Source organism: Pseudomonas sp. OV226 (assembly GCF_003148705.1).
Taxonomy (GTDB): domain Bacteria; phylum Pseudomonadota; class Gammaproteobacteria; order Pseudomonadales; family Pseudomonadaceae; genus Aquipseudomonas.
Genome location: NZ_QGGS01000001.1, coordinates 143,954 through 170,571 on the forward strand (window position 1 = coordinate 143,954; position 26,618 = coordinate 170,571).

Annotated in this window: 33 protein-coding genes; 15 read left to right on the top strand and 18 right to left on the bottom strand. The window is 59.9% G+C overall.

From position 1 onward, the window contains the following. Positions 1 to 113: 113 nt before the first annotated feature. Positions 114 to 317 (top strand): hypothetical protein, encoded by a 204-nt coding sequence (locus C7534_RS00785; RefSeq protein WP_046027607.1) that lies wholly within the window; start codon positions 114 to 116, stop codon positions 315 to 317. Positions 318 to 326: 9 nt separating this feature from the next. Here C7534_RS00785 and C7534_RS00790 read toward each other — a convergent pair whose 3' ends face one another. From C7534_RS00790 to C7534_RS32740, 4 genes are all read right to left on the bottom strand, one after another. Next, positions 327 to 566, bottom strand: a complete 240-nt coding sequence (locus C7534_RS00790) for a DUF2789 domain-containing protein (protein WP_046027606.1) — start codon at positions 564 to 566, stop codon at positions 327 to 329. Between the two features lie 130 nt (positions 567 to 696). Continuing rightward, entirely contained in the window at positions 697 to 927 is a 231-nt protein-coding gene (locus C7534_RS00795) for a hypothetical protein (protein ID WP_046027605.1), read from the bottom strand. Between the two features lie 158 nt (positions 928 to 1,085). Then, entirely contained in the window at positions 1,086 to 1,334 is a 249-nt protein-coding gene (locus C7534_RS32735; RefSeq protein WP_077430288.1) for a hypothetical protein, read from the bottom strand. A gap of 304 nt (positions 1,335 to 1,638) precedes the next feature. Next, positions 1,639 to 1,770, bottom strand: coding sequence for a hypothetical protein (locus C7534_RS32740; RefSeq protein ID WP_256594669.1), 132 nt, complete (start codon positions 1,768 to 1,770; stop codon positions 1,639 to 1,641). Here C7534_RS32740 and C7534_RS00805 point away from each other — a divergent pair. From C7534_RS00805 to C7534_RS00820, 4 genes are all read left to right on the top strand, one after another. Next, positions 1,765 to 2,214 (top strand): hypothetical protein, encoded by a 450-nt coding sequence (locus C7534_RS00805; protein ID WP_175648946.1) that lies wholly within the window; start codon positions 1,765 to 1,767, stop codon positions 2,212 to 2,214. The genes C7534_RS32740 and C7534_RS00805 overlap by 6 nt on opposite strands. After that, positions 2,214 to 2,417, top strand: a complete 204-nt coding sequence (locus C7534_RS00810) for a hypothetical protein (RefSeq protein WP_046027603.1) — start codon at positions 2,214 to 2,216, stop codon at positions 2,415 to 2,417. The genes C7534_RS00805 and C7534_RS00810 overlap by 1 nt, the downstream gene beginning before the upstream one ends. A 117-nt stretch (positions 2,418 to 2,534) precedes the next feature. Continuing rightward, entirely contained in the window at positions 2,535 to 3,551 is a 1,017-nt protein-coding gene (locus C7534_RS00815; RefSeq protein ID WP_109784644.1) for an ABC transporter substrate-binding protein, read from the top strand. A gap of 85 nt (positions 3,552 to 3,636) precedes the next feature. Further along, positions 3,637 to 4,074, top strand: coding sequence for a DUF3995 domain-containing protein (locus C7534_RS00820; RefSeq protein ID WP_046027599.1), 438 nt, complete (start codon positions 3,637 to 3,639; stop codon positions 4,072 to 4,074). Between the two features lie 57 nt (positions 4,075 to 4,131). Here the strand turns inward: C7534_RS00820 and C7534_RS00825 are convergent, their stop codons facing one another. From C7534_RS00825 to C7534_RS00855, 7 genes are all read right to left on the bottom strand, one after another. Beyond that, positions 4,132 to 4,494: a Na+/H+ antiporter subunit G gene (locus tag C7534_RS00825; protein ID WP_046027597.1), complete on the bottom strand. Its 363-nt coding sequence runs from the start codon at positions 4,492 to 4,494 to the stop codon at positions 4,132 to 4,134. Continuing rightward, positions 4,491 to 4,769, bottom strand: a complete 279-nt coding sequence (locus C7534_RS00830; protein ID WP_046027596.1) for a K+/H+ antiporter subunit F — start codon at positions 4,767 to 4,769, stop codon at positions 4,491 to 4,493. The genes C7534_RS00825 and C7534_RS00830 overlap by 4 nt, the downstream gene beginning before the upstream one ends. Next, entirely contained in the window at positions 4,766 to 5,254 is a 489-nt protein-coding gene (locus C7534_RS00835; protein WP_046027595.1) for a Na+/H+ antiporter subunit E, read from the bottom strand. Before C7534_RS00835 ends, C7534_RS00830 begins: the two co-directional genes overlap by 4 nt. After that, positions 5,251 to 6,936, bottom strand: a complete 1,686-nt coding sequence (locus C7534_RS00840) for a monovalent cation/H+ antiporter subunit D (protein WP_109784645.1) — start codon at positions 6,934 to 6,936, stop codon at positions 5,251 to 5,253. The genes C7534_RS00835 and C7534_RS00840 overlap by 4 nt, the downstream gene beginning before the upstream one ends. Continuing rightward, positions 6,933 to 7,277 (bottom strand): Na+/H+ antiporter subunit C, encoded by a 345-nt coding sequence (locus tag C7534_RS00845; protein ID WP_007944721.1) that lies wholly within the window; start codon positions 7,275 to 7,277, stop codon positions 6,933 to 6,935. The genes C7534_RS00840 and C7534_RS00845 overlap by 4 nt, the downstream gene beginning before the upstream one ends. Next, positions 7,277 to 10,195 carry a monovalent cation/H+ antiporter subunit A gene (locus C7534_RS00850; protein ID WP_046027592.1) on the bottom strand — a complete coding sequence of 973 codons (2,919 nt, stop codon included), beginning with the start codon at positions 10,193 to 10,195 and terminating at the stop codon, positions 7,277 to 7,279. Before C7534_RS00850 ends, C7534_RS00845 begins: the two co-directional genes overlap by 1 nt. Before the next feature lie 269 nt (positions 10,196 to 10,464). Continuing rightward, positions 10,465 to 11,490 (bottom strand): DMT family transporter, encoded by a 1,026-nt coding sequence (locus C7534_RS00855; protein ID WP_046027589.1) that lies wholly within the window; start codon positions 11,488 to 11,490, stop codon positions 10,465 to 10,467. Between C7534_RS00855 and C7534_RS00860 the strand changes: the two genes are divergently transcribed. The 3 genes from C7534_RS00860 to C7534_RS00870 all read left to right on the top strand — a co-directional run bounded on the left by C7534_RS00860 (position 11,485) and on the right by C7534_RS00870 (position 15,179). Continuing rightward, positions 11,485 to 12,048, top strand: coding sequence for a helix-turn-helix domain-containing protein (locus C7534_RS00860; RefSeq protein WP_109784646.1), 564 nt, complete (start codon positions 11,485 to 11,487; stop codon positions 12,046 to 12,048). The two genes, C7534_RS00855 and C7534_RS00860, sit on opposite strands and share 6 nt — an antisense overlap. Positions 12,049 to 12,232: 184 nt before the next feature. Then, on the top strand, positions 12,233 to 13,636 hold the full coding sequence (locus tag C7534_RS00865; protein ID WP_109784963.1) for an LLM class flavin-dependent oxidoreductase: 1,404 nt from the start codon (positions 12,233 to 12,235) through the stop codon (positions 13,634 to 13,636). Positions 13,637 to 13,754: 118 nt separating this feature from the next. Then, complete coding sequence (locus C7534_RS00870; RefSeq protein ID WP_109784647.1) at positions 13,755 to 15,179, top strand: FAD/NAD(P)-binding protein; 1,425 nt, start codon at positions 13,755 to 13,757, stop codon at positions 15,177 to 15,179. 226 nt (positions 15,180 to 15,405) lie between these two features. Here the strand turns inward: C7534_RS00870 and C7534_RS00875 are convergent, their stop codons facing one another. The 3 genes from C7534_RS00875 to C7534_RS00885 all read right to left on the bottom strand — a co-directional run bounded on the left by C7534_RS00875 (position 15,406) and on the right by C7534_RS00885 (position 17,362). Further along, positions 15,406 to 15,630 carry a hypothetical protein gene (locus C7534_RS00875; RefSeq protein WP_046027583.1) on the bottom strand — a complete coding sequence of 75 codons (225 nt, stop codon included), beginning with the start codon at positions 15,628 to 15,630 and terminating at the stop codon, positions 15,406 to 15,408. 107 nt (positions 15,631 to 15,737) lie between these two features. Further along, complete coding sequence (locus tag C7534_RS00880; RefSeq protein ID WP_109784648.1) at positions 15,738 to 16,472, bottom strand: substrate-binding periplasmic protein; 735 nt, start codon at positions 16,470 to 16,472, stop codon at positions 15,738 to 15,740. 146 nt (positions 16,473 to 16,618) lie between these two features. Beyond that, positions 16,619 to 17,362, bottom strand: coding sequence for a response regulator (locus C7534_RS00885; protein WP_109784649.1), 744 nt, complete (start codon positions 17,360 to 17,362; stop codon positions 16,619 to 16,621). A gap of 213 nt (positions 17,363 to 17,575) precedes the next feature. Here C7534_RS00885 and C7534_RS00890 point away from each other — a divergent pair, with 213 nt between their 5' ends. Together C7534_RS00890 and C7534_RS00895 are read left to right on the top strand one after the other, a co-directional pair. Further along, positions 17,576 to 17,836, top strand: a complete 261-nt coding sequence (locus C7534_RS00890; RefSeq protein ID WP_109784650.1) for a DUF2790 domain-containing protein — start codon at positions 17,576 to 17,578, stop codon at positions 17,834 to 17,836. Positions 17,837 to 17,890: 54 nt separating this feature from the next. Further along, positions 17,891 to 18,949 (top strand): alpha/beta fold hydrolase, encoded by a 1,059-nt coding sequence (locus tag C7534_RS00895; RefSeq protein WP_109784651.1) that lies wholly within the window; start codon positions 17,891 to 17,893, stop codon positions 18,947 to 18,949. A 65-nt stretch (positions 18,950 to 19,014) separates the two neighbouring features. Here the strand turns inward: C7534_RS00895 and ppnN are convergent, their stop codons facing one another. Then, positions 19,015 to 20,388, bottom strand: a complete 1,374-nt coding sequence (ppnN, locus tag C7534_RS00900; protein WP_046027571.1) for a nucleotide 5'-monophosphate nucleosidase PpnN — start codon at positions 20,386 to 20,388, stop codon at positions 19,015 to 19,017. 216 nt (positions 20,389 to 20,604) lie between these two features. Between ppnN and C7534_RS00905 the strand changes: the two genes are divergently transcribed. Then, positions 20,605 to 21,135, top strand: a complete 531-nt coding sequence (locus tag C7534_RS00905) for a DUF3087 domain-containing protein (RefSeq protein ID WP_077430280.1) — start codon at positions 20,605 to 20,607, stop codon at positions 21,133 to 21,135. A gap of 114 nt (positions 21,136 to 21,249) precedes the next feature. After that, positions 21,250 to 22,854, top strand: coding sequence for a sensor domain-containing diguanylate cyclase (locus tag C7534_RS00910; RefSeq protein ID WP_046027568.1), 1,605 nt, complete (start codon positions 21,250 to 21,252; stop codon positions 22,852 to 22,854). On the opposite strand, the gene C7534_RS00915 is transcribed toward C7534_RS00910, so the two are convergent. The 3 genes from C7534_RS00915 to C7534_RS00925 form a co-directional block, all read right to left on the bottom strand. Beyond that, positions 22,830 to 23,747 (bottom strand): LysR family transcriptional regulator, encoded by a 918-nt coding sequence (locus tag C7534_RS00915; RefSeq protein WP_109784652.1) that lies wholly within the window; start codon positions 23,745 to 23,747, stop codon positions 22,830 to 22,832. The two genes, C7534_RS00910 and C7534_RS00915, sit on opposite strands and share 25 nt — an antisense overlap. Before the next feature lie 23 nt (positions 23,748 to 23,770). Next, entirely contained in the window at positions 23,771 to 24,145 is a 375-nt protein-coding gene (locus tag C7534_RS00920) for a DUF2784 domain-containing protein (protein WP_109784653.1), read from the bottom strand. Between the two features lie 74 nt (positions 24,146 to 24,219). After that, positions 24,220 to 25,152, bottom strand: coding sequence for a sensor domain-containing diguanylate cyclase (locus C7534_RS00925; RefSeq protein WP_109784654.1), 933 nt, complete (start codon positions 25,150 to 25,152; stop codon positions 24,220 to 24,222). A gap of 186 nt (positions 25,153 to 25,338) precedes the next feature. On the opposite strand from C7534_RS00925, the gene C7534_RS00930 reads away from it, so the two are divergent. The 3 genes from C7534_RS00930 to C7534_RS32580 are packed head-to-tail and all read left to right on the top strand — an operon-like array spanning position 25,339 to position 26,563. Beyond that, positions 25,339 to 26,040: an AzlC family ABC transporter permease gene (locus C7534_RS00930; RefSeq protein ID WP_046027560.1), complete on the top strand. Its 702-nt coding sequence runs from the start codon at positions 25,339 to 25,341 to the stop codon at positions 26,038 to 26,040. Next, positions 26,040 to 26,351: an AzlD domain-containing protein gene (locus C7534_RS00935; RefSeq protein WP_175649005.1), complete on the top strand. Its 312-nt coding sequence runs from the start codon at positions 26,040 to 26,042 to the stop codon at positions 26,349 to 26,351. The genes C7534_RS00930 and C7534_RS00935 overlap by 1 nt, the downstream gene beginning before the upstream one ends. Positions 26,352 to 26,410: 59 nt before the next feature. Next, positions 26,411 to 26,563, top strand: a complete 153-nt coding sequence (locus C7534_RS32580) for a hypothetical protein (protein WP_177412206.1) — start codon at positions 26,411 to 26,413, stop codon at positions 26,561 to 26,563. Positions 26,564 to 26,618: the final 55 nt, after the last annotated feature.

Below are 26,618 nucleotides of genomic sequence, written 5' to 3' on the forward strand. Positions count from 1 at the left end.
CGATTGTTACGATTTTGGCAACGAAGCTATACAAGCTCGTTGCTGTTTCCTCGCGAATGAACTCATTAACATGCCTATGTAGTTAGGTTGCTAATGAAATTCTAGAGGCCAGCATGCAAAGCAAAGTGGATGTCGCCGTCATGATTGGTAGCGGTGTGCCCGCCTGTTTGCGCGCGATGGGGCAGAGTGTCTGTTGGGTTGTACTGCTCAACGGTGAGCGCCGGGGGACGGCGTTTTCCAGCCGCGATGAGGCCGAAGAGTGCAGGGCTGCCTGGTTGGCGCAATTGAGCGCTGAATCACCTGACAGCCTGCATTGATTGCGCGAGCTAGTGAAGCTGGTGCAAGCGCAAGTTCAAGTCATCGACCACCCGCGCCCAATCGGCGTCTTCGCGCAGTTGCTCTTTCAGAAAGCCGGCTTGTTGCGGGGTCCAGAACTCGGCGTCGATCATTTTCTTGTCGTCGGCCAACGGTGAATGGCTGGCGATGAAATCATCGATGGCCTTCTGGCTGGAGTCCAGGCCGAGTTGGTCGAACAAGCCTTTCAAGTCGTGTGTGGGTGAATCCATGTTCATCTCCTTGCGGGCCGCGTCGAGTGCGAGATCTGAAGGGCAGCTTCATTGCATCTGAGGAGGCCGCGCTTCAGGAGTTCGATGGCTGTGCCAAAGCAGGAAAGAGCATAGACGGCAAATTCGATGATCAGGCTTTCAATGCCCCCGCATCGACGGCAGCCTTCAGTTCCTTGGCCGATTCCTGAGCGGCGATAGCGGCGACTTCCGCTGTTTTGAACCAGCGATCTTTCTCGACCTGGTGATACGTCACCGTGGTCAATTTCGGTTTGGCGCGCATGACAATCACTGCCTGGAATTCGCCATCGATCTCTCTGGCTTCACCCCGGATCATAAACTCGCCGATATCAAATTCCGTCACGTAGCAGCCTTCCCTTGGAAATGTTTTGTTGTTTTGAACGCCGTCCGACGTGGGAACGGGTTTCATGGGGCGGGCAGTATGGCAGTTGTTGCCCGCCGGCGGCTGAGTTAAGTCGAGCGTTTGACGAAACGTCTATTGAAATGAATTCGGTGGACGCTTCATTCGCGTGATTCAAGTGAACGAGCAAGTGCACACGCCTGGTTATGATCGCCGCGGAAACCTCTGACGCGTCCTGTGGCGGTTTCCTTTATGTGGAAGAATGCAATACCTGCCGGAACCACCTGAAACCTTGGTCGGGCAGGCTCTTCTGGGTGAAACCGAGGTGCTTCGAGCAACCCCTGATGCAGCGGCGAGGCGTTGTGAGCGTAAGGTGGCTGGGCGGTTGCAAAGTGAGTCATCGTGCACATATGAAGTCCTTTTCTTTATTTTACCGACGTATGTACGTCGTTATGGGTAGTCTCTGTGAGCGTCGCTGCTCTAGAATCGCCACCACGGGTTGGCGAATGGTGTTCATCTAAAGCAATTTTTTGCGGCTGATATGTCGGAAAAGTGCTTTTCTTGAAGCGTTTTTTCCTTACAGTTGGTAATCCGGTTTCCTCTGGCGGTAAGAAGGGCAATTTCCTTCAACATCTGACGACTTTGACGGAAGACGGCGCGAGCGATATTCCAGTAGGCTCGCTGACCTCGCGATGCATGAGCCCTCAGCCAGGATCAGGATTTCAACCCGGTTTTTTGAAAGACCATCGGCATGGCCGCTATTTTCTGCCGTGCGCTTTTTTTGCGTGCGGCATCAATTTCAGATGTGGGGATGTTTCCTTGGCAGTAAGTAATCTCGATATGCATGCTTTGTTCGTGCTGGGTGATTTGCGCGCAAAGTTGGTCAAACAGTTTCAATCTCGTTTCGTCTACATCACCGAACAGAACGCCGAAGGCATTTACATTGCCGAGATCGACACTGAAGAAGCGCTGGTGGTGGACGATAAGCCAGGGCTCAAACTGAAGGTCGGTGATCATTTCAGCGCGTCTGTTCTACCCAGTCGCGAAGGCGGCAAGCTGGACATCAAGTTCCGCGAAATCAAACTGACGGTGTATGGATTGGGTGATTACGCATTTGTCACCACGCCCGACGGTCAGGCGATTGTGTTCAAGGAAGGTCATAGCGTGGTGATGGTGTTCGCCGCTCATCAACAATTGCAGGAAGGCCTGACCAAGACCCTGAAAGCCGTGACTGCCAAAGCCGCCAAGTGGCGCAAGGGCGAACTGGTGACGTTCAAGGCCAGTGAGTGATGTCGGTGACCCGCGCCGATTTCCATGAACAGAACCAGGCCAGTGCCCACACTGAAGCCCTGCGGCTGTTCGAGCAGAAGGCAGTTCTGCAGGGAGCCTGGCTGAGTTGGGTGGCGTCACAGATCTATACGCTGCGTCCGGCGGCGTACGCCAGCATGGTCAGAAGAGAGCTGGCCCGTTTGCAGGAATCTTCCGAAACGTAATTCGCACCCCTCGAAATCAGGATCCTCTACTACAGTCAATTGACTGAATATTTTGAGACTTGTGGTCGTTTATCAGGCCATCCTGCTATTGCTGTGAACAGCACGAGGTGCAAAAGCATGAGAGGATTTCGACGGTTGCTGGCGGCGTCCCTGGCCAGCGTCGGATTGTTAACATCTCCCGTCCCGATATTCGCGGCCCAGGCACCGATCCACTTCGCCGACCTGAATTGGGAAAGTGGCAGCCTGATCACCGATATCCTGCGGATCATCGTCGAGAAGGGCTACGGGTTGCCGACCGATACCCTGCCGGGAACCACCATTACCCTGGAGACTGCACTGGCCAACAATGACATTCAGGTCATAGGTGAAGAATGGGCCGGTCGCAGCCCGGTCTGGGTCAAGGCGGAGGCTGAAGGCAAGGTCGCGAGCCTGGGCGATACGGTCAAGGGCGCAACCGAAGGCTGGTGGGTCCCGGAGTATGTGGTCAAGGGTGACCCGGCCAAAGGCATCAAGGCGTTAGCGCCGGATTTGCGCAGTGTCAGCGACCTGCCTAAATATAAAGACGTGTTCAGCGACCCGGAAAGCCCGGGCAAGGGGCGCTTCCTCAACAGCCCGATCGGCTGGACGTCGGAAGTGGTCAACAAGCAGAAGCTCACCGCCTATGGCCTGAACGACAGCTACGTGAACTTTCGCAGCGGTTCCGGGGCCGCGCTGGACGCAGAAATCACTTCATCGATCCATCGGGGCAAGCCGGTGCTGTTCTATTACTGGTCACCGACGCCATTGCTCGGACGCTTCAAGTTGATTCAACTGGAAGAACCCCCCTTCGACGCCGAAGCCTGGAAAACCCTGACCGACGCCGACAATCCAAACCCGCAGCCGACGCGTTCGCTGCCCTCGAAGCTGTCCATTGGCGTGTCCACGCCGTTCCAGAAACAGTACCCGCAGATCGTCGAGTTCTTCAGCAAGGTCGATTTCCCCATCGATGCACTGAACAAGGCACTGGCCGATATGAGCGAAAAACACACCCCGCCACGCCAGGCAGCGGAAGCGTTCATGAAGACGCATCCGGATATCTGGCAGGCTTGGGTGCCAAAGCAGGTGGCTGACAAGGTCTCCGCCGAACTGAAGTAAGTCTGTGCCGCACACGTTTGTATTTCACCGAGTATCGCTATCACCGCCCGGAGCACGTTCGCTCCCTCTGGATGGATGCCCGAAGATGAATCTGCTGGTCGCACAATGGATGGCTTCAATTTTTCTGATAATCAGCCTGGTCCACGTGTATTGGGCCTCGGGCGGCAAGCTGGGCAGCGAGGCGGCGGTGCCGCGAGTGCCCGGGGAGGGCGGCGCGCAATCAAGGCCTGCGTTCAAGCCGTCGGGAATCGTGACGTTGCTGGTGGCGGGGGCGCTGTTACTGATCGCCATGCTGGTGTGTCTGCGGGTCGGGCTTTGTTTGCCGGCGGTGCATGACAAGTGGCTGCAATGGGTGCTCAGTGCCATTGCGATACTGATGTTCGCCCGGGCGATTGGCGATTCGGAACTGGTGGGGTTCTTCAAAGAGGTCAAGAATTCGACGTTTGCCCGGCTCGATACCTGGGTCTATTCACCACTGTGCGTGGTGTTGGGGGCCGGGTTGCTGACGGTTGCCTGGGTTTGAAGTGCCCGGATTGGCGCATGGCCGGGCAGGCCAATCCGGGTGATTCAGCGTGTAACCTTAGCTTCTGCCATCCGTGCGCCGACTACTCACCTCGGCCGGCACATCGTCGCCGGCCATGCGCTTGCGGAACAACGCCGCGCGCGCCAGCAGCAAGGTGGTCACCGGTACGGTTATCGCCAACAGGATTGGAATCAGCCAGGCATGCACCACTGGTGTCGATTTGAGCGCCGAAAAGTAAATGATCGACGCCAGTGCCACACACCATGCCCCCAATGTCGAGGCCAACGCTGGCGGGTGCATGCGCTGGAAGTAATCCTTCATCCGCACCAGGCCAATGGCGCCGACCAGCGCAAACAGACTGCTGAGCAACAGCAGGATCGCCACTGGAATCTCGACCCACAGCGACAGTTCGCCATTCATTCGATCACCTCGCCACGCAGCAGGAATTTCGCCAGGGCAAACGAGCCGACGAAACCGAACAGGGCGATCAACAACGCCGCCTCGAAGTAGGTATCACTGGCATAACGAATGCCCAGCGTCAGCATCATCAGCATCGCGATGATGTACAGATAGTCCAGGGCCAGAACCCGGTCCTGGGCTGAGGGGCCCTTGAACAGACGGATCAGCGTCAGAATCATCGCCACGGAAAACATGAACAGGCTCAGCAGGACGGCGTTCGACAGCAGTGGGCTCATTCGAAGATCTCCATCAAGGGGCGCTCGTAGGTTGCCTTGAAGTGCTGGATGAACACGGCTTCGTCATCCAGATCGAACACATGCAGCAACAGGATGCTGCGATCCAGCGCCAGTTCCGACCAAACGGTGCCCGGGACCACGGTGCAGATCGCCGAGAGTGCGGCGAGGCCGTTGGCGTCGCGCAGGTCCAGCGGCACTTTGATGAAGCGTGAGCGTGGCGCGCGGCGACCGGCGTTCAGCACGCCCCAGGCCACGGCGAGGTTGGACGCCAGCACGTCTCGACCGACCACCAGGAGCAAGCGCAAGATGACGCCGGGGCGACGGATACGAATCGGCAGCGGTCGCAATCGGCGCATCATCAACGGTGCGCAGAAGCCCAGCATCGCGCCGAGCAACAGATTGCCGGGGCTCATCGACTGGTTCAGCACCAGCCACAACACCCCTAACGCCAGCGATAGCCAAGGGGCAGGAAACAGGCGTTTCACGGTTGCACCTCCAACATTGCCGCTTTGGCTTCCGGGCTTGGCACTACGCGTGTGCCGAGCACGGCCATCACGTATTGCTGCGGGTTGTTCAAGGCATCGGCGGCCGCCTGGGTGTAACGCAGCAGCGGTTCAGCCTTGAAGGTCAGCGCAATACTCAGCCCCAGGAGAATGATGATCGGCACGCTTTCCAAACGGTGCAGCAGCGGCGATGGACGTTCTTGCGGGGTCCAGAAGCGCTGGATGCCCAGGCGCGAGAAGGCGATCAGTGAGGCGAGCCCTGACAGAATCAACAGTGCGAGCAACCCCCATGCAGCGTTCGACACCGGTTCGCCAGCGCCATTGCCCAAGCCCAGCGGGTTGAGGAGGGCGTTGAGCAGGCTGAGCTTGCCGATGAAACCGGAGAGCGGCGGCATGCCGATGATCAGCAGCGCGCAGGCAATGAAGCTCAAGCCGAGGAAGGCCATGGTCCAGGGAATCACCTGGCCGACCACGGCTTTCTGATCGTCATCGAGGTTGAAGCCTTTGGGCGGTTGCTCGGACAGCCTCGGTCGTGCGATCAGGTCGGCGTCATCGAACAGCGGCGCTTCATTGACCGAACGGGAACGTTCGATCAACTCGGCCAGCAGGAACAGCGCGCTCAGCGCCAGGGTCGAGCTGACCAGGTAAAACAGCGCCGCGGCGATCAGGTTCGGCTGGGCGAAGCCGACGGCTGACAGCAGAATCCCTGCCGACACCAGAATGCTCAAACTGGCCATGCGCTCCAGGCGTTGGGCCGCCAGAATCGCCAGCGCTGCGCAGACGATTGTTGCCATGCCGCCGTAGATCAGCCAGTCACCGCCAAAGTAGGCCGATGCCCCGGCCTGGCCGGAGAACAGCAACGTCCACAGACGCAGCAGGGTGTAGACGCCGACCTTGGTCATGATCGCGAACATGGCCGCTACTGGCGCGCTGACCGAGGAGTAGGCCGGTACCAGCCAGAAGTTCAGCGGCCACATCCCGGCCTTGGCCAGGAACGCCACCGCGAGAATCCCCGCGCCGGCATGCAGCAAGCCGCGATCGGCTTGTGGCACCAGCGGGATTTTCAACGCCAGGTCGGCCATGTTCAGGGTGCCGGTGACGCCGTAAATCAGCGCCGCGCCAATCAGGAACAGCGACGACGCCAACAGGTTGATCGAGATGTAATGCAACCCCGCCGACACTCGCGGTCGACCCGAACCGTGGAGCATCAAACCGTAGGAAGCGGCCAGCAGCACTTCGAAAAACACGAACAGGTTGAACAGGTCGGCGGTCAGGAACGCGCCGTACAGCCCCATCAATTGAATCTGGAACAGCGCGTGGAAGCTGGAACCGGCGCCGTCCCAGCGGGCCATGGCGAACAGCAAGGCGCTGACGCCGATGATCCCGGTCAGCACCAGCATCAACGCTGACAGGCGATCAACCACCAGCACCAGGCCGAATGGCACCTGCCAGTTGCCCGGCAGGTACACACCGATAGAGCCGGGAACGCCGGTGGTCTGTGTCCATTGCAGCAGCAACACCGAAATCCCCAGGCCCAGAAGGCTGGAGAACAGGTTGATCCTGGCTTTCAGCGGACGGTGTTTTTCGCCGAGCATCAACATGATGGCGGCAGTCAGCAGCGGTAGCAGGATCGGGGCGGCGATCAGGTGCGTCATTGGATTCATTCTTTAGGCTCCCGGCCATCGACATGGTCGGTCCCGGTCAAGCCCCGGGATGCGAGCAGCACCACCAGAAACAACGCGGTCATGGCGAAGCTGATCACAATCGCGGTCAGCACCAGTGCTTGCGGCAGTGGATCGGTGTAGTGCAGCAAGTCCTGCGGCACGCCGTCCTTGATGATCGGCTCCCTGCCGATGAACAGGCTGCCCATGCTGAAAATGAACAGGTTGACGCCATAGGACAGCAGGCACAGGCCCATCACCACCTGAAAGGTTCGCGGCCGCAGGATCAGCCAGACGCCGGACGCCGCGAGAACGCCGATGGCGATTGCGATGACTTCTTCCATCAGACGGCTCCTTGTGTGGCGACGGGTTTGGGCTGGGCTGCGGTTTTGTGGCCGCGAACCGATTGGTGAGCGAGGGCGGTGAGGATCAACAGCGTCGAACCGACCACCACGCCATACACGCCGATGTCGAAGAACAGCGCGCTGGCAATGTGAATGTCACCCAGTACCGGCAGGGTGAAATGCCAGGTGTGGGTGGTCAGGAACGGATAGCCGACCGCCATGGCCCCAAGCCCCGTGACCGTGGCAAACAGCAACCCGATGCCCATCCAGCGCAGCGGTCGCAGGCTCATTTGCGCCTCGACCCACTGCGTGCCGGCGACCATGTATTGCAGGATGAACGCGACCGACATCACCAGCCCCGCGACAAAACCGCCCCCCGGTTGATTGTGTCCACGCATGAACAAGTAGAACGACACCACCAGCGCAATCGGCAGCAGCAGACGCACCAGCACTGCCGGGACCATCATGAAGCCCAGCGCGGTGTCGCTGGCGTGGCGCGGGTTGACCAGGTCGGTGACCACGTCCGGTGCCAGCAAGCGTTGCTGGGCTGGCAATTGCAGGCTTTCCTTGGGCGGGCGGAAGCGTCGCAGCAGGGCGAACACGGTCAGGGCCACTGCCACCAGCACAGTGATTTCACCGAGGGTGTCGAAGCCACGAAAATCCACCAGCATCACGTTGACCACGTTGCTGCCGCCACCTTCGGGCAGGGCACGGCTGAGGTAAAACGAGGAAATATCGTTAGGCGTCTGACGCGTCAGCATCGCGTAGGCCAGCAAGGCCATGCCGCCACCGACCACGGTCGACAACAGCAAGTCGCGGATACGCCGGATGCGCGCCTTGCGCAGGCTGCTTGGCAGTGGCGACACCTCTTCGATCCGCCGTGGCAGCCAGCGCAAACCGAGCAGGATCAGCACGGTGGTCACCACTTCGACGGCCAGTTGCGTCAGTGCCAGGTCTGGCGCGGAGAACCAGACGAAGGTCACGCAGGTCATCAGGCCGCAGACGCTGACCATGGTCAGGGCCGCGAGCCGGTGATACTTGGCCTGCCACGCCGCGCCGAGGGCGCAGGCAATCGCCAGCAGCCACAGGGTCACGAACACGATAGAGCCCGGAATTTTCGGTCGATCCCCCCAACTCAGGCTGCTGTGGAGCATCGGAATCAAGCCGGCCAACACGGCAGCGAGGACCATCAGGAACAATTGGGTTTGCAGGCGATGGGTGCTGATCCGGCGCACCAGACGGCGGGCCAGGCGCATCATGATCACCAGGCTGCGTTCGAACAGGCGCTTGCCATTCAACCGGCCAATGACCGGCGGGTATTTGAAGCGCCCGCGCTTGAACTGATTGCGCAGCAGCAGATAGAGCACGATGCCGCCGGACATGGCGATCAGGCTCATGATCATTGGCGCATTCAAGCCGTGCCAGATCGCCAGGCTGTACTCCGGCAGCGTCCCGCCTACTACTGGCAGGGCTGCGGCGGCCAGTATGGAACCGACCACTTGCGCCGGGAACATCCCCACGACCAGGCACGTGAACACCAGCAACTCAACAGGTGCGCGCATCCAGCGTGGCGGCTCGTGCGGGGTGTGCGGCAGATCGGTGGCGGTCGGGCCGAAGAACACATCGACGGTGAAGCGTAATGAGTAGGCGACACTGAATGTGCCGGCGATGGTCGCGACGATTGGCAGGCTCCACTCGATCCACGCCGTGGCATTGATGAACACGGTTTCGGCAAAGAACATTTCTTTGGAGAGGAAACCGTTGAGCAGCGGCACGCCGGCCATCGAGGCGCTGGCGACCATGGCCAGGGTGGCGGTGAACGGGATGAGCTTGATCAGGCCGCTGAGTTTGCGGATGTCGCGGGTGCCGCTTTCGTGGTCAATGATCCCGGCGGCCATGAACAACGAGGCCTTGAAGGTGGCGTGGTTAAGAATGTGGAACACCGCGGCCACGGCGGCCAGCGGGCTGTTCAAGCCCAGCAGCAGGGTGATCAGGCCCAGATGGCTGATGGTCGAGTAGGCCAGCAACCCTTTGAGGTCGTTCTGGAACATCGCGCAATACGCACCCAGCAACAGGGTGCAGGCACCGGCGCCGCTGACGATGTAGAACCATTCTTCGCTGCCGGATAACGAAGGCCAAAGTCGCGCCAGCAGAAACACCCCGGCCTTGACCATGGTCGCCGAGTGCAGATAGGCCGAGACCGGTGTCGGCGCCGCCATCGCGTGGGGCAACCAGAAGTGGAAAGGGAATTGCGCACTTTTGCTCAAGGCGCCGATCAGGATCAGGGGTAACAGAAGCGGGTAGAGGGCATGTGCGCGAATCAGATCGCCGGCGGCCAGGACCTTGTCCAGGTCATAGCTGCCGACCACATGGCCGAGCAGCATGACCCCCGCCAGTAGGCACAAACCACCCGCGCCGGTGACCATCAACGCCATGTAGGCGCCGCGTCGTGCGTCGGCACGGTGATGCCAGTAGCCGATCAGCAGGAACGAGAAGAGGCTGGTCAGCTCCCAGAAAAACACGATCTGGATCAGGTTGCCGGAAATCACCAGCCCGAGCATGGCGCCCATGAACGCCAGGAAAAATGCGAAGAACCGCGGCACCGGATCGTCCGGCGACATGTAATAGCGTGCGTACAGCGAGACCAGTGTGCCGATGCCCAGCACCAGCATCGAGAACAGCCACGCGAACCCGTCCATGCGCAAGACGAAGTTCAGGCCGAGGCTTGGCAGCCAGAAGAATTCTTCGCGGATTACGCCGCCATGGGCGATTTGCGGGTACAGGAACGCGACCTGGACGGTGCCGATCAGTGCGATCAGGCCCGCGAGCAAGGGGGCTGTATTGCGTGCGTTGTGCGGCAGGACGGCTGCCAGACAGCTGCCAATAAATGGCAGAAGCAGTAGAACTATCAGGGACATAGGCTTCTAATCTGCGGGAGTTTGTGAAGCATCATACGTGCCAGCTCCCGGATCACCAAACGGGAAGCTGTCGCAGAATCCTACACGGTAGACGGAAAAAGCCTGATTCACATTGTTTCAACGGGCCGGTTTAAACCCTTCTGGCCCCATCGCGAGCAAGCTCGCACACAGGGGCCAGTTGTGTTCACACTCTGGTGGCACAACGCAGAACCCATGTGGGAGCGAGCTTGCTCGCGATAGCTATTATCAGACGCCACAGATCTCGCGGTTTAACCCTGTGTTTCCCGCTCCAACTCCTCCGCCGCCGCAGCACCTTTACCCTTGGTCTTCAACTCACTCACAATCACCGCCGCCACGATCAAACCGGCACCCACCAGTGCAATCGCCGGCAGCCGCTCCCCGGCAATTCGCCCGACAATCCCGGCCCACACCGGCTCCCCGGCATAAATCAAGGTCGCGCGTGTCGGCGAGACACTCTTCTGCGCCCAGTTCATCGCCACCTGAATCGCCGCGCTCGCAGCGCCAAGGCCCAGCGCGCTGCACAACAGCAGCCATGAGAAGTCCGGAATGTGTTCCTGGGTCGGCACCACCATCAAGAACGACAACACCGACGTGGTCGCCAATTGCACCACGGTCACTCGACGCACATCGACCTGACCGGCATAGGTGCTGATCAGGATGATTTCTGCGGCAATCGCGATGGCGCTGATCAGCGTAGCGATTTCGCCAGGGCTGAAATTGAACGAAGCGCCGGCGGGTCCCGACAGCAGCATCAACCCGGTAAACGCCAGCATGATCCCGATGCTTGGCATCAGCCCCGGACGCCGCCCCAGTACCAACCATTGCAGCAACGGCACGAAGGGTACGTACAACGCGGTAATAAACGCCGACTGACTGCTGGGAATGCTCTGCAAACCCACCGTCTGCAAGCCATAACCGAGCATGATCGCCACCCCGATAAACGCCCCGGCCTTGAGTTCGAACAGGGTCAGTGCCCGCAGGTGTCGCCAGGAGAACAGCGCGACCAGACTCGCGGCAGCGGCAAAGCGCAGACCGACGAAAAACATCGGTCCACTGACGGTCATCGCATGCTGCACCAACAAAAAGGTTCCGCCCCAGACCATGGTGATCAGCACCAGCACGCACTCGGCTTTGCTGAACCGTGAGACGCGGGGGGAGGTGGGAGAAGAGTTCACTGACGTCATGACCTTGCGCGCTACTTGAGGGCGACGCACAATGCGCCGAATGTTGCGCAGTATACTGCCCAACCCCACCAAGTGAGCAATATAGTGCACAAAGATTCCACCCCGCGGGCTTCGGTCCTCCAGCACGTCAGCCAGAACGTCCGGCGCTTGCGCCACGCCGCTGACATGAGCCAGACCGTGCTGGCCGAAAAGTCCGGGGTCAGCCGCCGGATGCTGGTGGCCATCGAAGCCGGCGACAACAACGTCAGCCTGACCACCCTCGACCGCGTGGCCGAGGCACTGGACGTGAGGTTCAGCGACCTCATCCAGGCCCCGGACGCCCGTGACACGAGCCGCATCAACGAAGTGGCGTGGGCCGGAGTAATCCCCGGCAGCAAAGCCGTTTTACTGTCCAAGGCCACCGCCACCCGCGAAGTGGAACAATGGGAATGGTGCCTGCAACCGGGGGAAATTTACCCGTCGCAACCGGACGCCGAAGGCTGGAGCGAACAGATCTACGTGTTCGAAGGCTGCCTGACCCTAATGTTGGGTGACACCCCGCAGCACATTGCTGCTGGTGAGTTCTTTATGTTCGCCAGCAACCAGCCCCATGCCTATCGCAATGACGGGCCGGTGGCGGCGCGGTTTGTGCGCAACGTGGTGATTTGACTGTTGGCTCATCAACAGTGGATAGACACTTTGCTCTTTTAAAGCTGATGTTATTTCTTGGAAAGCATCTCAACCTGTTGAAATAACTTGCAATCATGTTCAGGCATGACTTCTGCAAATGCGAACAGAGCATTCACCAGAAACCCGGAGCCGGTCCATGACAACCCCCGCCAACCCCCCAAGCATCCCCCGCGAAATTCGCCTGAACGCGTTTGACATGAACTGCGTCGGCCACCAGTCGCCGGGCTTGTGGGCTCACCCGCGCGATCGTTCGTGGCAGTACAAGGATCTCGAATACTGGACCGATCTGGCGAAGATCCTTGAGCGTGGCAAGTTCGACGGTCTGTTCATTGCCGATGTGCTCGGCATCTACGACGTTTACAACGGCAATGGTGACGCGGCGATCCGGCAGGCCGCGCAGGTGCCGGTCAACGATCCGCTGCAACTGATTCCGCCAATGGCGCTGGTCACCGAGCATCTGGGGTTCGGCCTGACCGCGTCGTTGTCTTTCGAGCACCCGTATCCATTCGCCCGGCGCCTGTCGACGCTCGACCACCTGACCAAGGGCCGGGCCGGCTGGAACATCGTCACCTCGTATCTGGAAAGCGGCGCCAAGAATATTGGCCAGAAAAACCAGACCGAACACGACGCCCGCTACGACTTCGCCGAGGAATACCTGGAGGTTTGCTACAAACTCTGGGAAGGCAGTTGGGAAGAGGGCGCGATTCTGCGCGATCGCGAGCGGCGGGTCTTCAGCGACCCGCGCAAAATTCACGAGATCCGCCACGTTGGCAAACATTTCCAGGTGCCGGGCATTCACCTTTGTGAACCTTCGCCGCAGCGCACACCGGTGCTTTACCAAGCGGGAGCATCGAGTCGTGGCAAACAATTTGCGGCCGAGCATGCCGAATGCGTCTTCGTCGCCGCACCGTCGAAAGTGCTGCTCAAGAAAACCGTGGCAGACATTCGTCGCCGTGCCGCCGAGGCTGGGCGCGATCCGCGCAAGATCCTGATCTTCAACCTGCAAACGGTGATCCTTGGCGAAACCGACGCGAAGGCCAAAGCCAAGTTCGAGGAGTACAAAACCTGGGTCAGCTACGAAGGTGCCATGGCGCTGATTTCCGGCTGGACCGGCATCGACTTCAGCCAGTTCAAACCGGATGAACCGCTCAAGCATGTGCACACCAATGCCATTCAATCGGCGGTGGAGGCGTTTTCCACGGCGGATCCGAACAAGGTCTGGACGCCCAATGAACTGGCGGACTGGGTCGGCATTGGCGGGTTCGGGCCATTGTTTGTCGGCAGCCCCGAGACAGTCGCCGATCTTCTGCAAGAGTGGGTGGAGGAGACCGACGTGGACGGTTTCAACCTGGCCTATGCACTGACCCACGAAACCTTTATCGACGCGGTGGAGTTGCTGGTGCCGGAGTTGCAGAAGCGTGGGGTGTACAAGACCGACTATGCGCCGGGGACCTTGCGTGAAAAATTGTTTGGGGAGGGGCCGCGTTTGGCAGACGTTCATCCTGCAGCGGGTTATCGGGATCTGGCGGCGTTGCGGCAGCAGGAGAAGAAGGTGGTATCTGCTTAGCCGCCATCATGAGCAGGCTCACTCCTGCAAGGAGGGGTGTTTGTGTGCTGGAGGGCAAAACATTAAGGTGGCAGACAGTGGATTTTTATTCAGGGAGTCATTGACCGGTGAGTATGGAATGAGCGAAATCCAAAGCGGACAGGCCAACGACGCCATCCGCCATGCAGACATTCTGATTATCGGCGGCGGCCTCAGTGGCGCGATGCTGGCCGCGCAGTTGTTGCGCTTGCCTGGCCGGCGCTCGGTGCTGGTGATCGAGCCTCGCGCCGAACTGGGGCGGGGTGAAGCCTATAGTGCGGTCGAGTTGGGCCATACGCTGAACGGCAACGCGGCGCGCATGAGTGTCGACCCGGACAACGCCGATGACCTGACGCAATGGCTGACCGAACACATCGCCGCCGGTGGCTGGCCGGAATCGGCCGAGCAACCTGTGCCGATCAGTGAGTTGTTCCCGCCACGCGGCCTGTTCGGCATGTACGTGCAACAACGCCTGGCCGAGGCGCAAGCCGTCGGGGCGTTGAATGGCTCGACGGTCGAGCATGTGCAGGCCGAGGTGATTGATCTGCAAGCAGGCAATGATTCTGTACGGCTGACATTGAGTGACGGTCAACGCTTGCAGGGCGCTTATGCGGTGTTGGCGACGGGGATGTTTCCCGCGGCGCGCACACCGCAGACCGAGTCCAGCGGTTTGAACGCCGCGGCGCTGGATCCGTGGGATGTGGCCGCCATGCGCCAGCTCGATCCGCAGTCCACAGTGCTGATCATCGGTTCCGGCCTGACCATGGTCGATGCCGTGGTGTCGCTGGAGCAGGCTGGGCATCGTGGGCCGATCGAAGTGTTTTCGCGTCACGGCTTGCTGCCGCATGTGCGTCGCCAACCGCCGGCCTGGGTGGATTTCCTGGCCGAGGACCAGAGCATTCGCACACCTCGGCAGTTAGTGCGTGAACTGCGCCGGCACTGCCGGCAGGCCATCGCTGAAGGCATCGACTGGCAAGCACCACTCGACACCGTGCGTGCACACATTGGCCGGTTGTGGAATCAGGCGACGGACCGCCAGCGTCGGCAATTTGTGCGGCATGTTCGGCCGTGGTGGGAAAGTCATCACCATCGCTCGCCACCGCTGAGCGCTGCCTTGGTGGAACGGTTGCACAGGGAAGGGCGGTTGCGGATTCAGGCGGCGTCGTTCAAGGGCCTTGAGCCCGTGTCGCAGGGCGGCGTCAGCATCCGCATTCGTCGCCGTGGCGAAGAGGGCACCTGTGTGGTTCAGGGCGCAGCGTTGATCAATTCCAGCGGCATCGAATATGACTGGCGCCGGGTTGCTCGACCGTTGCCACAACAACTGTTGGCGCGCGGGTTGATCCGACCGGGGCCGTTGGCCTTGGGGATTGCAGCGGCTGCAGACGGCGCCGTGCTGGATGCCGGTGGTCAGGTTGCCACTCGCCTGTTCGCCATGGGCCCCCCGTTGCGCGGCATGTGGTGGGAAAGCACGGCGGTCACCGACGTCGCACTACAAGCCAAGGCCCTCGCCGCACGACTGACGTAGGAGCTGCCGAGCCTGCGAGGCTGCGTCCGGCCGCGCAGCGGTCGTAAAATCAGGCGATGCGGTGTTTCAGTCAAACCGAGTGAGTAGGGTTTACGACCGCTGCGCGGCCGGACGCAGCCTCGCGGGCTCGGCAGCTGCTACAGGAGCCGGTGTGTTTCCAGGAAAAACCCCGGGTAGATTGGGTCTGCCCGGGGTTTTTTGTGTGTAAGCGGCGCAAAGCTGTTGATCAATAACGCTGATATTTCGAACCGAACTCAGGGCGGTTTTCAGCGACGTACAACGTGGTCGGCTGGCTGTCCTTTTTATCGACTTCGACAGTGTTCACATTGAGGGTGGCCGGTTGGCTGACTTTCACTGCCGCGACAACCTGCGAGGTGGCGTGGGGGGCGGCGATAGCGGACGTTGCGCCAAGAACCGAGAGGGCGAAACCAAGACCGATGAGGCTTTTCATGGGATTACTCCAGAGCGTGGGAAGAAGATGTCGCCACTGTAGTGCTGGAGCCCGGCCATGAAAAAACACCCTTGGGCATAGTCGTTATCGAGCGCGCTGATCCGTTGTCAGCGAGGCGTGCGGTCGATCAGCCAGCGCTGCTTGATATGTTCCAGGCGTCCGTCGCTCCTCATCTCGTCCAGCGCCAGTTGCCAGCGCGCCACTTGAGCCGCATCGGTCTGCGGTGAAAACGCGATGTACGTACTTTGCTTCATCAGGGGCATCTGGTAGTGCAGCCGACTGGGCGCCAGCCCGACTTCTCGCGCCATCGCCGTGATGGACAGGGTATCGGCCACCACAAATTCTGCACGGCCCAGACTCGCCAGGCGCATCATTTGTTCGGGCGTTTCGACGCCGTACAGGTTGTTCAGGCCTTGCTGTTGCAAGTAGCTGTAGGCCAGCCATTTTCGCGGGACGGCGATTCGGCCCAGGCTGGCGGTCTCGCTCAGGGCGCGGACAGGGGGCAGGGTGCTGTCGGTGGCGTAGAGGGCCGTTTCCACCTCCATCAGCGGGCCGACCCACTGGTACAGGCCTTCGCGCTCGGCGGTGCGAAAGATAGTGAACACCCCGGTGGCGGGCTCGGTCCCGGCATCGCGCAAGGCCCGCAGCAAAGGGACTTGCTGCAAATGCACCGAGTCGCCCGTGCATTGTGCCAACGCCTGCACAACATCCACACCAAAACCCACCAGTGTGTCGCCTTGCTGAAAGTGCAACGGTGGGTGGTTGTCGGTGAGCAGTTTCAGGTCTGCTGCGACTGCGCCAACACTCAGCAACAGCAGCAAGCAACCGGCAATGCGCTTCATAAATCGTCCCTGATGAAATGAATCGCGCAGCTTAGTACGAGCGGGTGGCACTGTCCCGAGGAATTGCCGGGGCTTTTGTGTCAGATCGTAGGATTTAAAGGCTGTGGGATTTGCGTATGTTTCGCCAGTTTCTATATACAAAACCCCTAGGAAGATTCTGCGCCAAGCAATTCCACCGGGTACGAGAACACGTAGCCTTCGCTGCGCACGGTCTTGATGTAGGTCGGCTCGCGTGAATCATCCAGCAAGCGTTGACGCAAACGGCTCACCAGCAAGTCGATGGAACGGTCGAACAGGTCGGCGTCGCGGCCTTGGGTCAGGTTGAGCAATTGGTCGCGGCTGAGTACCCGCTGCGGGTGATCGAGGAAGACGCGTAGCAAACGGTATTCCGCGCCACTGAGGGCCACCAGCGTGTCGTCTTCGTCCAGCAAGTGGCGGGCTGTGGTATCGAGGCGCCAGCGGCCGAAACCGAGCAGCCGGCCGGTTTCGGTGATGAGCAGGTTCGGCGGCAACATTCGCGTGCGGCGCAATACCGCATTGATCCGCGCCAATAACTCGCGGGCGGCGAAGGGTTTGGTCAGGTAATCGTCGGCGCCCATTTCCAGGCCGAGGATGCGATCGGTTTCGTCGTTGCGCGCAGTGAGCATCAAAATCGGTGTGGCTTTGTGTTTGCCGGCGCGTAATTCTCGGCACAACACCAGGCCGTCATCGCCGGGCATCATGAGGTCCAGTACAATCAGGTCCACCTGATTGGCTTCCAGAAAACTGCGCATCTGCCGGCCATCGGCAACCACTGTGGTGCGCAGGCCGTTTTTCTTCAGGTAATTGCCCACCAGCTCGCGGATCTCCCGATCGTCATCGACGATCAGGATGTGGTTCACATGGTCCATTGCACAAACCTCTTCTTATTAGTTCGCTGCGTGCTACACGGCGCCATGCAGATTTGTATCGCACTGTATCGGGCGCGCTGTTTGACACCTTACGCCTTAATAACGCCGTTTTGACGACACATGGCAGATACCTTGGGGCGGTTGAATGGGCTCCATCGAGACAAGACGACTTGCCTCACCACCACCGCCTATCGCAGCCCTGAGGAAATCACCATGAACTGGAACACACTCGTTGCCGCCAGCTTCTTCGCTGTCCTGAACATCGCTGCGTTTTCAGCCCATGCCGATGATCAAACCCAGGCGCAGGTCACTGCTCACGGCGCGCATCTGGATATCAAGAAAGTGCTGTCCACTGAAGACTCCGGCAGTGGTTGCGGCATTGTCAATGCTCGCCTGAACTACCTTGATTCCAGCGGCACGCACAAGGTTCTCGATTACAGCAAACTCGCGGACTGCGCCAATCAGGGCGGTTGATCGGCCCACTACGTCGTCCAAAACAATCGTTGAATGACTTATAGGGAAATCACCATGAAGATGAATGTGTCGGGCAATAAAACCGAATCACGAGGCCGCCGTTTGATGGGACCCGCGGTGCTCGCCTTTGCGCTGATGCAGTTCGGTGTTCTCGGTGCGGCCAGCGCCCAAACCAGCACCACGGCCACCGCAGACTCGGCGGTGGCCAAGAAGGACACCTTCGGCGCGCTGAAACATGTCAAGGCTGGCTTGCTGGACGTGGCTTACGCCGAGGTCGGCCCCGCCAATGGCCCGGTGGTGATTCTCCTGCACGGTTGGCCCTACGACATTCACAGCTATAGCGAAGTGGCGCCATTGCTGGCGGCCAAGGGCTACCGAGTGCTGATCCCGTATGCGCGGGGGTATGGCGACACGCAGTTCCTGTCCGACAAGACCTTGCGCAATGGCCAGCCTTCCGCGCTGGCGAGCGACGTCATCGACTTCATGGATGCCCTGAACATCAAACAGGCCGTGCTTGGCGGCTACGATTGGGGCGCGCGTTCGGCAGACATCGTGTCGGCGTTGTGGCCGGAGCGGGTCAAGGCGCTGGTCTCGGTCAGTGGTTATCTGATCGGCAATCAGGCCACGGGCAAGAACCCGTTACCGCCCAAGGCCGAGTTGCAATGGTGGTATCAGTTCTATTTCGCGACCGAGCGCGGCCAGGCCGGCTACGAAAAAAATCGTCACGACTTCGCCAGGTTGATCTGGGAACTGGCGTCCCCGAAATGGAAATTCGACGACGCGACCTACGACCGCAGCGCCGCTGCCCTGGACAACCCGGACCATGTCGCGATCACGATTTTCAACTATCGCTGGCGGTTGGGCATGGTTCAGGGAGAGCCGCAATACGAAGCACTGGAGCAACGCCTGGCCAAGGCTCCGTCCATCACGGTGCCCACCATTACGATGGAAGGTGACGCCAACGGCGCACCGCACCCGGCAGCCGAGGATTATGCCAAGCGTTTTACCGGCAAGTATGAGTACCGGCTCATCACCGGCGGCATCGGCCACAACCTGCCACAGGAAGATCCGCAAGCCTTTGCCAAAGCGGTGATTGACGCTGATCACCTGTAGCCACGTTAACCCCTGTAGGAGTGAGCTTGCTCCTACAGGGGTAAATAGTGTTGGTCAGGTCGAGGTTATGCCACGACCTGATAACACGGCACATACGCCGCGCCGCCCGGCAGCTTCATGCGGTGCTGGGCGACGAAGGCTTTGAGCAGTTGATCCAGCGGACGCATGATCGCCGCATCGCCCCGGATCTGGTACGGCCCGTGTTGTTCGATCAGGCGGATGCCTTTGTCCTTGACGTTACCGGCGACAATGCCGGAGAACGCGCGACGCAGGTTGGCGGCCAGTTCGTGGGCCGGCAGGGTCAGGCTCAGTTTCAGGTTGGCCATGTTTTCGTGGGTCGGGTCAAACGGGCGCTGGAAGCCTTCGTCGATTTTCAGCAGCCAGTTGAAATGGAACGCGTCATTGCGCTCGCGACGGAACTGTTTGACCGCTTTGAGCCCCTGCGTCATCTGCCGTGCGACTTCAGCCGGATCGTCGATGATGATCTCGTAATGTTTCTTCGCCGCGTCACCCAGCGTGGCGCCGACAAACGCGTCCAGTTGTTCCAGATACGGTGCGGCATGTTTCGGCCCGGTGAGAATGACCGGGAAGGGCAGGCCTTCGTTGTCCGGGTGCATCAGGATGCCGAGCAGGTACAGGAACTCTTCGGCCGTGCCTGCACCGCCGGGGAAAATGATGATGCCGTGGCCGACGCGCACGAACGCTTCCAGACGTTTTTCGATGTCCGGCAGGATCACCAGCTCATTGACGATCGGGTTCGGCGCTTCGGCGGCGATGATGCCCGGCTCGGTCAAGCCCAGATAGCGACCGCCGTGGATACGCTGTTTGGCGTGGGCGATGGTCGCGCCTTTCATCGGGCCTTTCATCACGCCGGGGCCGCAACCGGTGCAGATGTCGAGGCTGCGCAGGCCCAGTTCGTGGCCGACTTTCTTGGTGTATTTGTATTCTTCGGTGTTGATCGAGTGGCCGCCCCAGCAGACCACGATCTTCGGTTCGACGCCGGGGCGCAGGGTGCGGGCGTTGCGCAACAGATGGAACACGTAGTCGCTGATGCCCTGGGAAGTGCTCAGGTCGATGCGCTGGCTGTCGAGTTCGTTTTCGGTGTAGACGATGTCACGCAGGGCGCTGAAGAGCATTTCGCGGGTGCTGGCGATCATTTCGCCGTCGACGAAGGCGTCGGCCGGGGCATTCAACAGTTCCAGGCGTACGCCGCGGTCCTGCTGGTGGATGCGGATTTCAAAATCCTTGTAGGCTTCGAGGATGGTCTTGGCGTTGTCGACATGGGCGCCGGTATTGAGGATGGCCAGGGCGCACTGGCGGAAAATGTTGTAGGTGCTGCCGGAACCGGCTTCGCTCAGTTGTTGGACTTCGCGTTGGGAGAGGGTTTCCAGGCTACCTTTTGGGCTGACCGAGGCGTTGATTACTTGTCGTTGGGTCATTCAAAGATCCTTAAAACGATGTCATTCACTGAACGGCGGGAATGGCATCTGAATAGTGTGTATCCATGGATGAAGATGGCACGAACCGAGCTGTATCGCCATGTTCCCCGTTTGACGATGAAAAGATGAAAAGGAGCCCCAGCATAGCTAAATCCCGCGCAGAGGCGATAATGCGCCGCAGTCTTTTTGTTCATGCCCCCAAGGAACCCTGTCGCGATGTTCGAAATCCAGCCGAAGAATGCCCAAACCTATCGACAACAGACGCGACGCAGTACGGTGATAATTGCCCTGATTTTCCTGGCGCTGGCGATGGGGCTGTCCACGGCCGCGGTGGCGTTGTTCGGTGAACCCGGTGGCGACAACCTGCGATTTAACGTCGGCGGCGTTTTCGTCGCGGTGCTGCTGATAGTGGCGCTGATGCGCGGCAAACTCTGGAGCCAGCCATGGATGGCCGCGGCGGTCTACGGCTGGCAGCTCAAGCGCAGCCTGATGAGCGTGACCAACATCATGCATCAGGTCACCGCAGCGGTGGCAACCGGTGATCCAGTGGCCATGAAACTGCTGCGTTTCTACCACCTGGGTTTGCACCAGATGCATGAGTTGGACGGCAACTCCAGCGACCACGGCCAGTTGACTCGTGAGATGGATGAGCACAAGGCGCGCATGCAAGCATTGGGCATCGATACCGAACAAACCCGACTGGATCCGGCCTGGCTTGAGGCGGTGAAACAGTCCGGCAAGTCATGACCTCAGGGCGGATTCCCGCCACAAACCCCGTCACGCGGTCAGTAAATCACCTATCGTGTTGTTGCGATGGGCGAACAGGAAAAGTCGCCTTGTCATCACCAGTCAGGGATTGTCATGGGGTACTCGTCCATTAAAGATCCGATTGAAAGCCCCCAGCCCGCCACGCCCGGGGCGCCCGGTCAGCTCGAGTCACGGCTCAAGGTCCGATACGCGGTGGTGCTGCTCGTGGCGGTGTGCCTGTCGATGACGGCGATTGTGATCTGGGAAGCCTGGACCTCGCGCCAATACCACCTGCATGACAAAGAAGTGGCGATGTCCAACCTGGCCCAGACTCTGGCGTCGCAGGCGCAATCGTCGATCAAACAGGCCGATACGCTGCTCTTTGCCTTGGTAGACCGCCTCGAACACGAAGGCATCGACGCGCAGCAATTGCCCAGGTTGCAGCGATTGCTCAGCGCCGAGCGTGATGAGCTGAAGCAACTTCATGGCCTGTTTGTCTATGACGAACACGGGAACTGGATCGCCAATTCCAATGGTGCGGAAGGGACCAATGCCAATAATTCCGACCGTGAATATTTCATCTTCCATCGTGATCATCCTGACCGTGGCCCGCACATCGGTCGGTCGATAAAAAGTCGCTCGAGCGGTGAATGGATCATGACCGTCTCTCGCCGGGTCAATCATGCCGATGGCCGGTTCGCCGGTGTGGCCCTGGCGACGATTTATCTCAGTCATTTCCTGGACCTGTACGACAACATCGACATGGGCAACAACGGGGTCATCAACCTGATTGCCGATGACGCCAGCATCATTGTTCGCCGGCCATTCAATGAGGCCGACATTGGCAGCAGTGTCGCCAAGGGGCCGCTGTTTACCGAGTTGTTACCCAAAAGCGATGCCGGCACCGCGACGGTCAAGTCTTCTGTGGATGGAGTCGAACGGGTGACGGGGTATCGCCGTGTCGACGGCTATCCACTGATCATCTTCGCCGCGCTGGACAAGAAGGAAGTGCTGGCCGGCTGGCGTGGCGAGACAGCGCTCAGCGCCGGGATCATGTTGTCGCTGCTGGCATTTCTGGGCGCGCTCGGTTACCGCCTCATTCGCTTCATGAAGCAGCAACATCATGTCCAGAGTGTCTTGCTCGATGCGCGGGAGAAGCTCATCGAGGTCAATCGCAGCCTTGAGTTGCTGGCTCTTGAGGACGCATTGACCGGGCTGTCCAACCGGCGTCAGTTCGACGTGTTTATCCTCGCGGAAATGGGCCGTGCCCGGCGCACGCTGACCCCACTTGCGCTGCAGATGATCGACGTTGATCACTTCAAGAGTTTCAACGACCGCTACGGCCATGTCGCCGGCGATGAGTGTTTGCGCAGGGTCAGCGCGATCATCAAGGACAATATCAAGCGTCCCGGTGACCTTGCGGCTCGTTATGGCGGTGAGGAGTTCACGGTGGTGCTGCCGGGTACTGACTATGTAGGCGCGTTTCTGGTGGCCGAAAAAATACGCCTCGCGGTCCTGAGCGCGGGCATCGAGCACAGCGAAGGCGTCGAGGGCCGGATAACGGTCAGCATTGGTGTGTGTGCCTTCAACCCGGCTTCACAGGATCAGCCCGACGATTTGGTCAGCGCCGCGGACAAGGCGCTGTATGTGGCCAAGGCCAGCGGGCGGAACATGAGCGTGATTGCCGACGGCGTTCAGACAAACCGGTCACTGCCCTGAACGAGCTGGGTGCAAAGGTACGACTGCTTGAGTTTTTCCAGCCACCAGCCCAATGCACGACCGTCATGATCGCCACGCCAGCCGGCATACAGAATGTTTGGCTCGCGCGGGTCAGCCATCAGCTTCTCAATCAGCGTGCCGTTTTTCAGTAGCGAGCCCACCCGATGCCGGGGTAACCAGCCGACGCCCAGTCCATCGCATTGAGCAAGAATTTTGGCACGCATGGTCGGCACGGCCAAAACCGGTTGGCCGCCAGTCACACCGTAGGTGCTGCCTTCGGTGACCCGGGACGAATCGGCCACCACAATCGCCCGATGTTGCGCCACCATCGCCCGTGAAATCGGCTCCTTGGCCTTGGCCAGCGGGTGTTTGGGCGACACCGCGAACACCCACTCCATTTCCCCCAGTTGCATCCAGCGCAAGGTCGGGATTGCCGGTGGTTCGTTAGTGGCGCCAATGATCAAGTCGGCGCGGCCTTCACGCAGGGCTTCCCAGACACCTTTGAGCACTTCCTGGGTGATGCGCAGCGGCACGCCGGACGCCAGCGCATCGAACTCGTGGATCACCGGAATCAGGGTTTCGAATTCGAGCAGTTCGTCGGTGACAATCCACAGCCGGCTTTCCCAGCCGTTGGCCACTTGCTGGACCCGTTGGGTCAGCCGGGACACGTCCTGCATCAACCGCGCCGCCTCGTTCACCAGTAATTCGCCGGCCGGGGTGAGCTGCAAGCGATAACGACGGCGATCGAAAAGCAGCGCGTCGAAGCGCTCTTCCAGTTGCCGCGCCGCATAGGACACGGTCGATGGTGCCTTGCCCAGGTGAGCGGCGGCCCGCGACAGGCTGCCGGTCTCGCGGATGGCTTGGAGCAATGTCAGGTCTTCAAGCGACAACATGGATTCAATCCTCGGCGTTTGTTTCAGGCGGCCCGGCGCAGTTTCCAGCGCCGGATCAGCCGAAGATAAACCAGCACGTTGATCGCCAGCACCACGCTACCCAGCGCCAGTTGAAGGGTGGGCGTCAGGCCGGCCGGGTAAATGACCGGCCACACGTAGTGTTCGATAAAACCGCCGCCGTAACCGGTTTGCCCGGCCGCCTGGCGCATCAGATTTTCCCATTGGGTCAGCGGGCAGGTCAGGTGCATGACTTCTACCGTCACGCCCCACGCCGCGGCGGGCAGGTGCGCCCAGATCAACGGCCGCCATTTGAGCACCAGCAAGCCGCCGAACAGGACGAACAGAATGAACAGCAAATGAAGCAGCACCAGCCCATCGGCGGCGATCCGGTACAGCATGTCGACTCCCTGACCCGTTATGCGAATGGCTCCATGGTACTCGGGCGCTGGCGGCTGCTCTATGGGGAGTGTGCTCAGCGAAAATCAGCGAATTCGGCGCGCATCCTGCCGTTGTGTTTGGCTCGATAGAGCAACTTGTCGACCTGCTCGATGAACGCCAGTGCGTTCGCCTGCAGCGGGGCGACGGTGGTGCCGACACCCAGGCTCACGGTCAACAGTGGCGCCACCGGGGAATATTCATGGGCAATGTGCTGCTGACGAATCAGGTGCAGGCATTTGCGCGCCACGAGCCTTGCCGATTCAGCATCGGTTTCCGGGAGTAGCCAGACAAATTCTTCACCGCCGATCCGGGCGATGAAATCACGCGGTCGATTGGCGGCCTGGGACAACGTCTGGGCGACCTGGCGCAAGCATTCATCACCCTTGATGTGGCCGTAGTGGTCGTTGAATTGCTTGAAGTAGTCGATGTCCAGGATCAGCAACGAAAGCGGCAGGCCTGTGCGCTGGGCATGGCCCCATTCGCGCGCCATCACCGTATCGAACATGCGTCGGTTGGCGATGCCGGTGAGGCCGTCCTGGAAGGAATACTCTTCGAGTTGCTTTTGCAGTCGGCTCAAGTGCTCCTCGGTTTTCTTGCGTTCGCTGATGTCGAACATGAAGCCCACCAGTGCCTCGACTTCTCCGTCCTTGCGCACCACGTGCACCACGTCGCGTATCCACACGTAGTCGCCGCTTTGCGTCAGCGCCCGATAATCCGCCTCATGATCGACCCCGGCCCGTGATTGCGAGACACAGAACTCCACCACGTAATCGCGATCATCCGGGTGCATGCGCTCGACCCAATCATTGACCGTCACCCAACTGTCCTGCTTCCAACCCAGCAGCGCCTCGATCTGAGGGCCGATATAGCTGAACGTCATGGTGTTCCAGTCGATTCGCCAGGGGATCGCATTGGTCGACTCAAGCAGGGTTTTATAGACGGCACTGGCGGGTTCGAGTGAGCTCATGAAGGGCCTGGTCTCTGGGGAATATTCAGCGCCATCATGTTGCTACTATCGAGGCGAAGCAAGCGCCAAGCCGATGAATGGAACACCTTCGCTGCACACGCTCACCGCGCAAATGCGCAAGATTGTTCAAGCCTTCGGGCGCGGCGGCTGGCACAGTCTCAGGTCTTTCACCGGTTGTAGGGCGTTATGTCGAATTTACTCATGCCACGCAGTGCGTTTCTTCGTGGTGCCGCGGCGATCATGCCGCTGTCCCTGGCCACCGCGCCTTGGGGGTTGCTGGCCGGGTCCATGGCCATCGAGGCCAATCTCACGCCGCTGCAAGGCCAGGGCTTGTCGAGCATTGTGTTTGCCGGTGCCGCGCAACTGGTCGCCATCGGCATGCTCAAGGGTGGCGCCGGGATCTTTTCGATATTGCTGACCACTTTATTGCTGACTTCTCAACATTTGCTGTACGGCATGAGCATGCGTTCGGTGATTTCCCCGTTGCCGGGGCGTTGGCGGGTAGGGCTGGGCTTTTTACTGACTGACGAACTGTTCGCCTTGACCAGTCAGCACGACAAGCAGCAATTCAATCGCTGGTACGCGTTGGGGGTAGGGCTGACGTTTTACATCGCCTGGAACCTGTTCACGCTTGCGGGCATCGTGCTGGGCAGCAGCATTCCGGGGCTGGAGCATTTGGGCCTCGACTTCTCCATCGCCGCCACCTTCATCGCCTTGATCACGCCGGTGGTGCGCAATGTGCCAACCGTGGTGTGTGTCGCGGTGTCGCTGTTCTGTTCGGTGTTGTTCAGCTACTGGCAATGGGGCTCGGCGCTGGTGCTGTCGGGATTGGCAGGCATGACCGCCGGTTTTATCTGCAACAAACTCTACGTGGGACGCACAGCATGATCGTTTGGGCGGTAATTTTCGGAATGGGCGTGCTGGTGTTTCTCAACCGCTACGTGTTTCTTGAACCCCGGCTGCCGGTGCGGTTGAGCAGCAATGCCCGGCAGTTCCTCGGTTTTGCAGTGCCGGGCATGTTGACCGCGATCTGCGGGCCCATCGTGTTCATGCCTGACAAACAGCTGAATCTGCAATGGGACAACCCGTACCTGATCAGTTCGCTGGTGGCGGTGGGGCTGGTGCTTTACACCCGTAATACCTTGCTCAGCATGCTCCTGAGCATGGGGTTTTTCTTTTTGCTGCGCTGGTGGCTCTGAATCGAACGTCCGAATTTGTTCTACGCTTAATGAATCCCTTCACAGGAAGAGAGGTGCGCATGGCTAACAATCAAAAAAGTCCGGATTTTGAAGATGAAGATGAACCCTCGGAGGAAGAGATCAAGCGTCAGGAACGTTCGCGGCAGGACTGGAAACATGATGACAGTCGTGAGCTGTCGGACCGCGATGAAGAGCGTCCGCTTAAGCCCTGACTGATCCCTCCAAGACACGCCTAACCTTGTAGCAGCTGGCGAAGCCTGCGTCCGG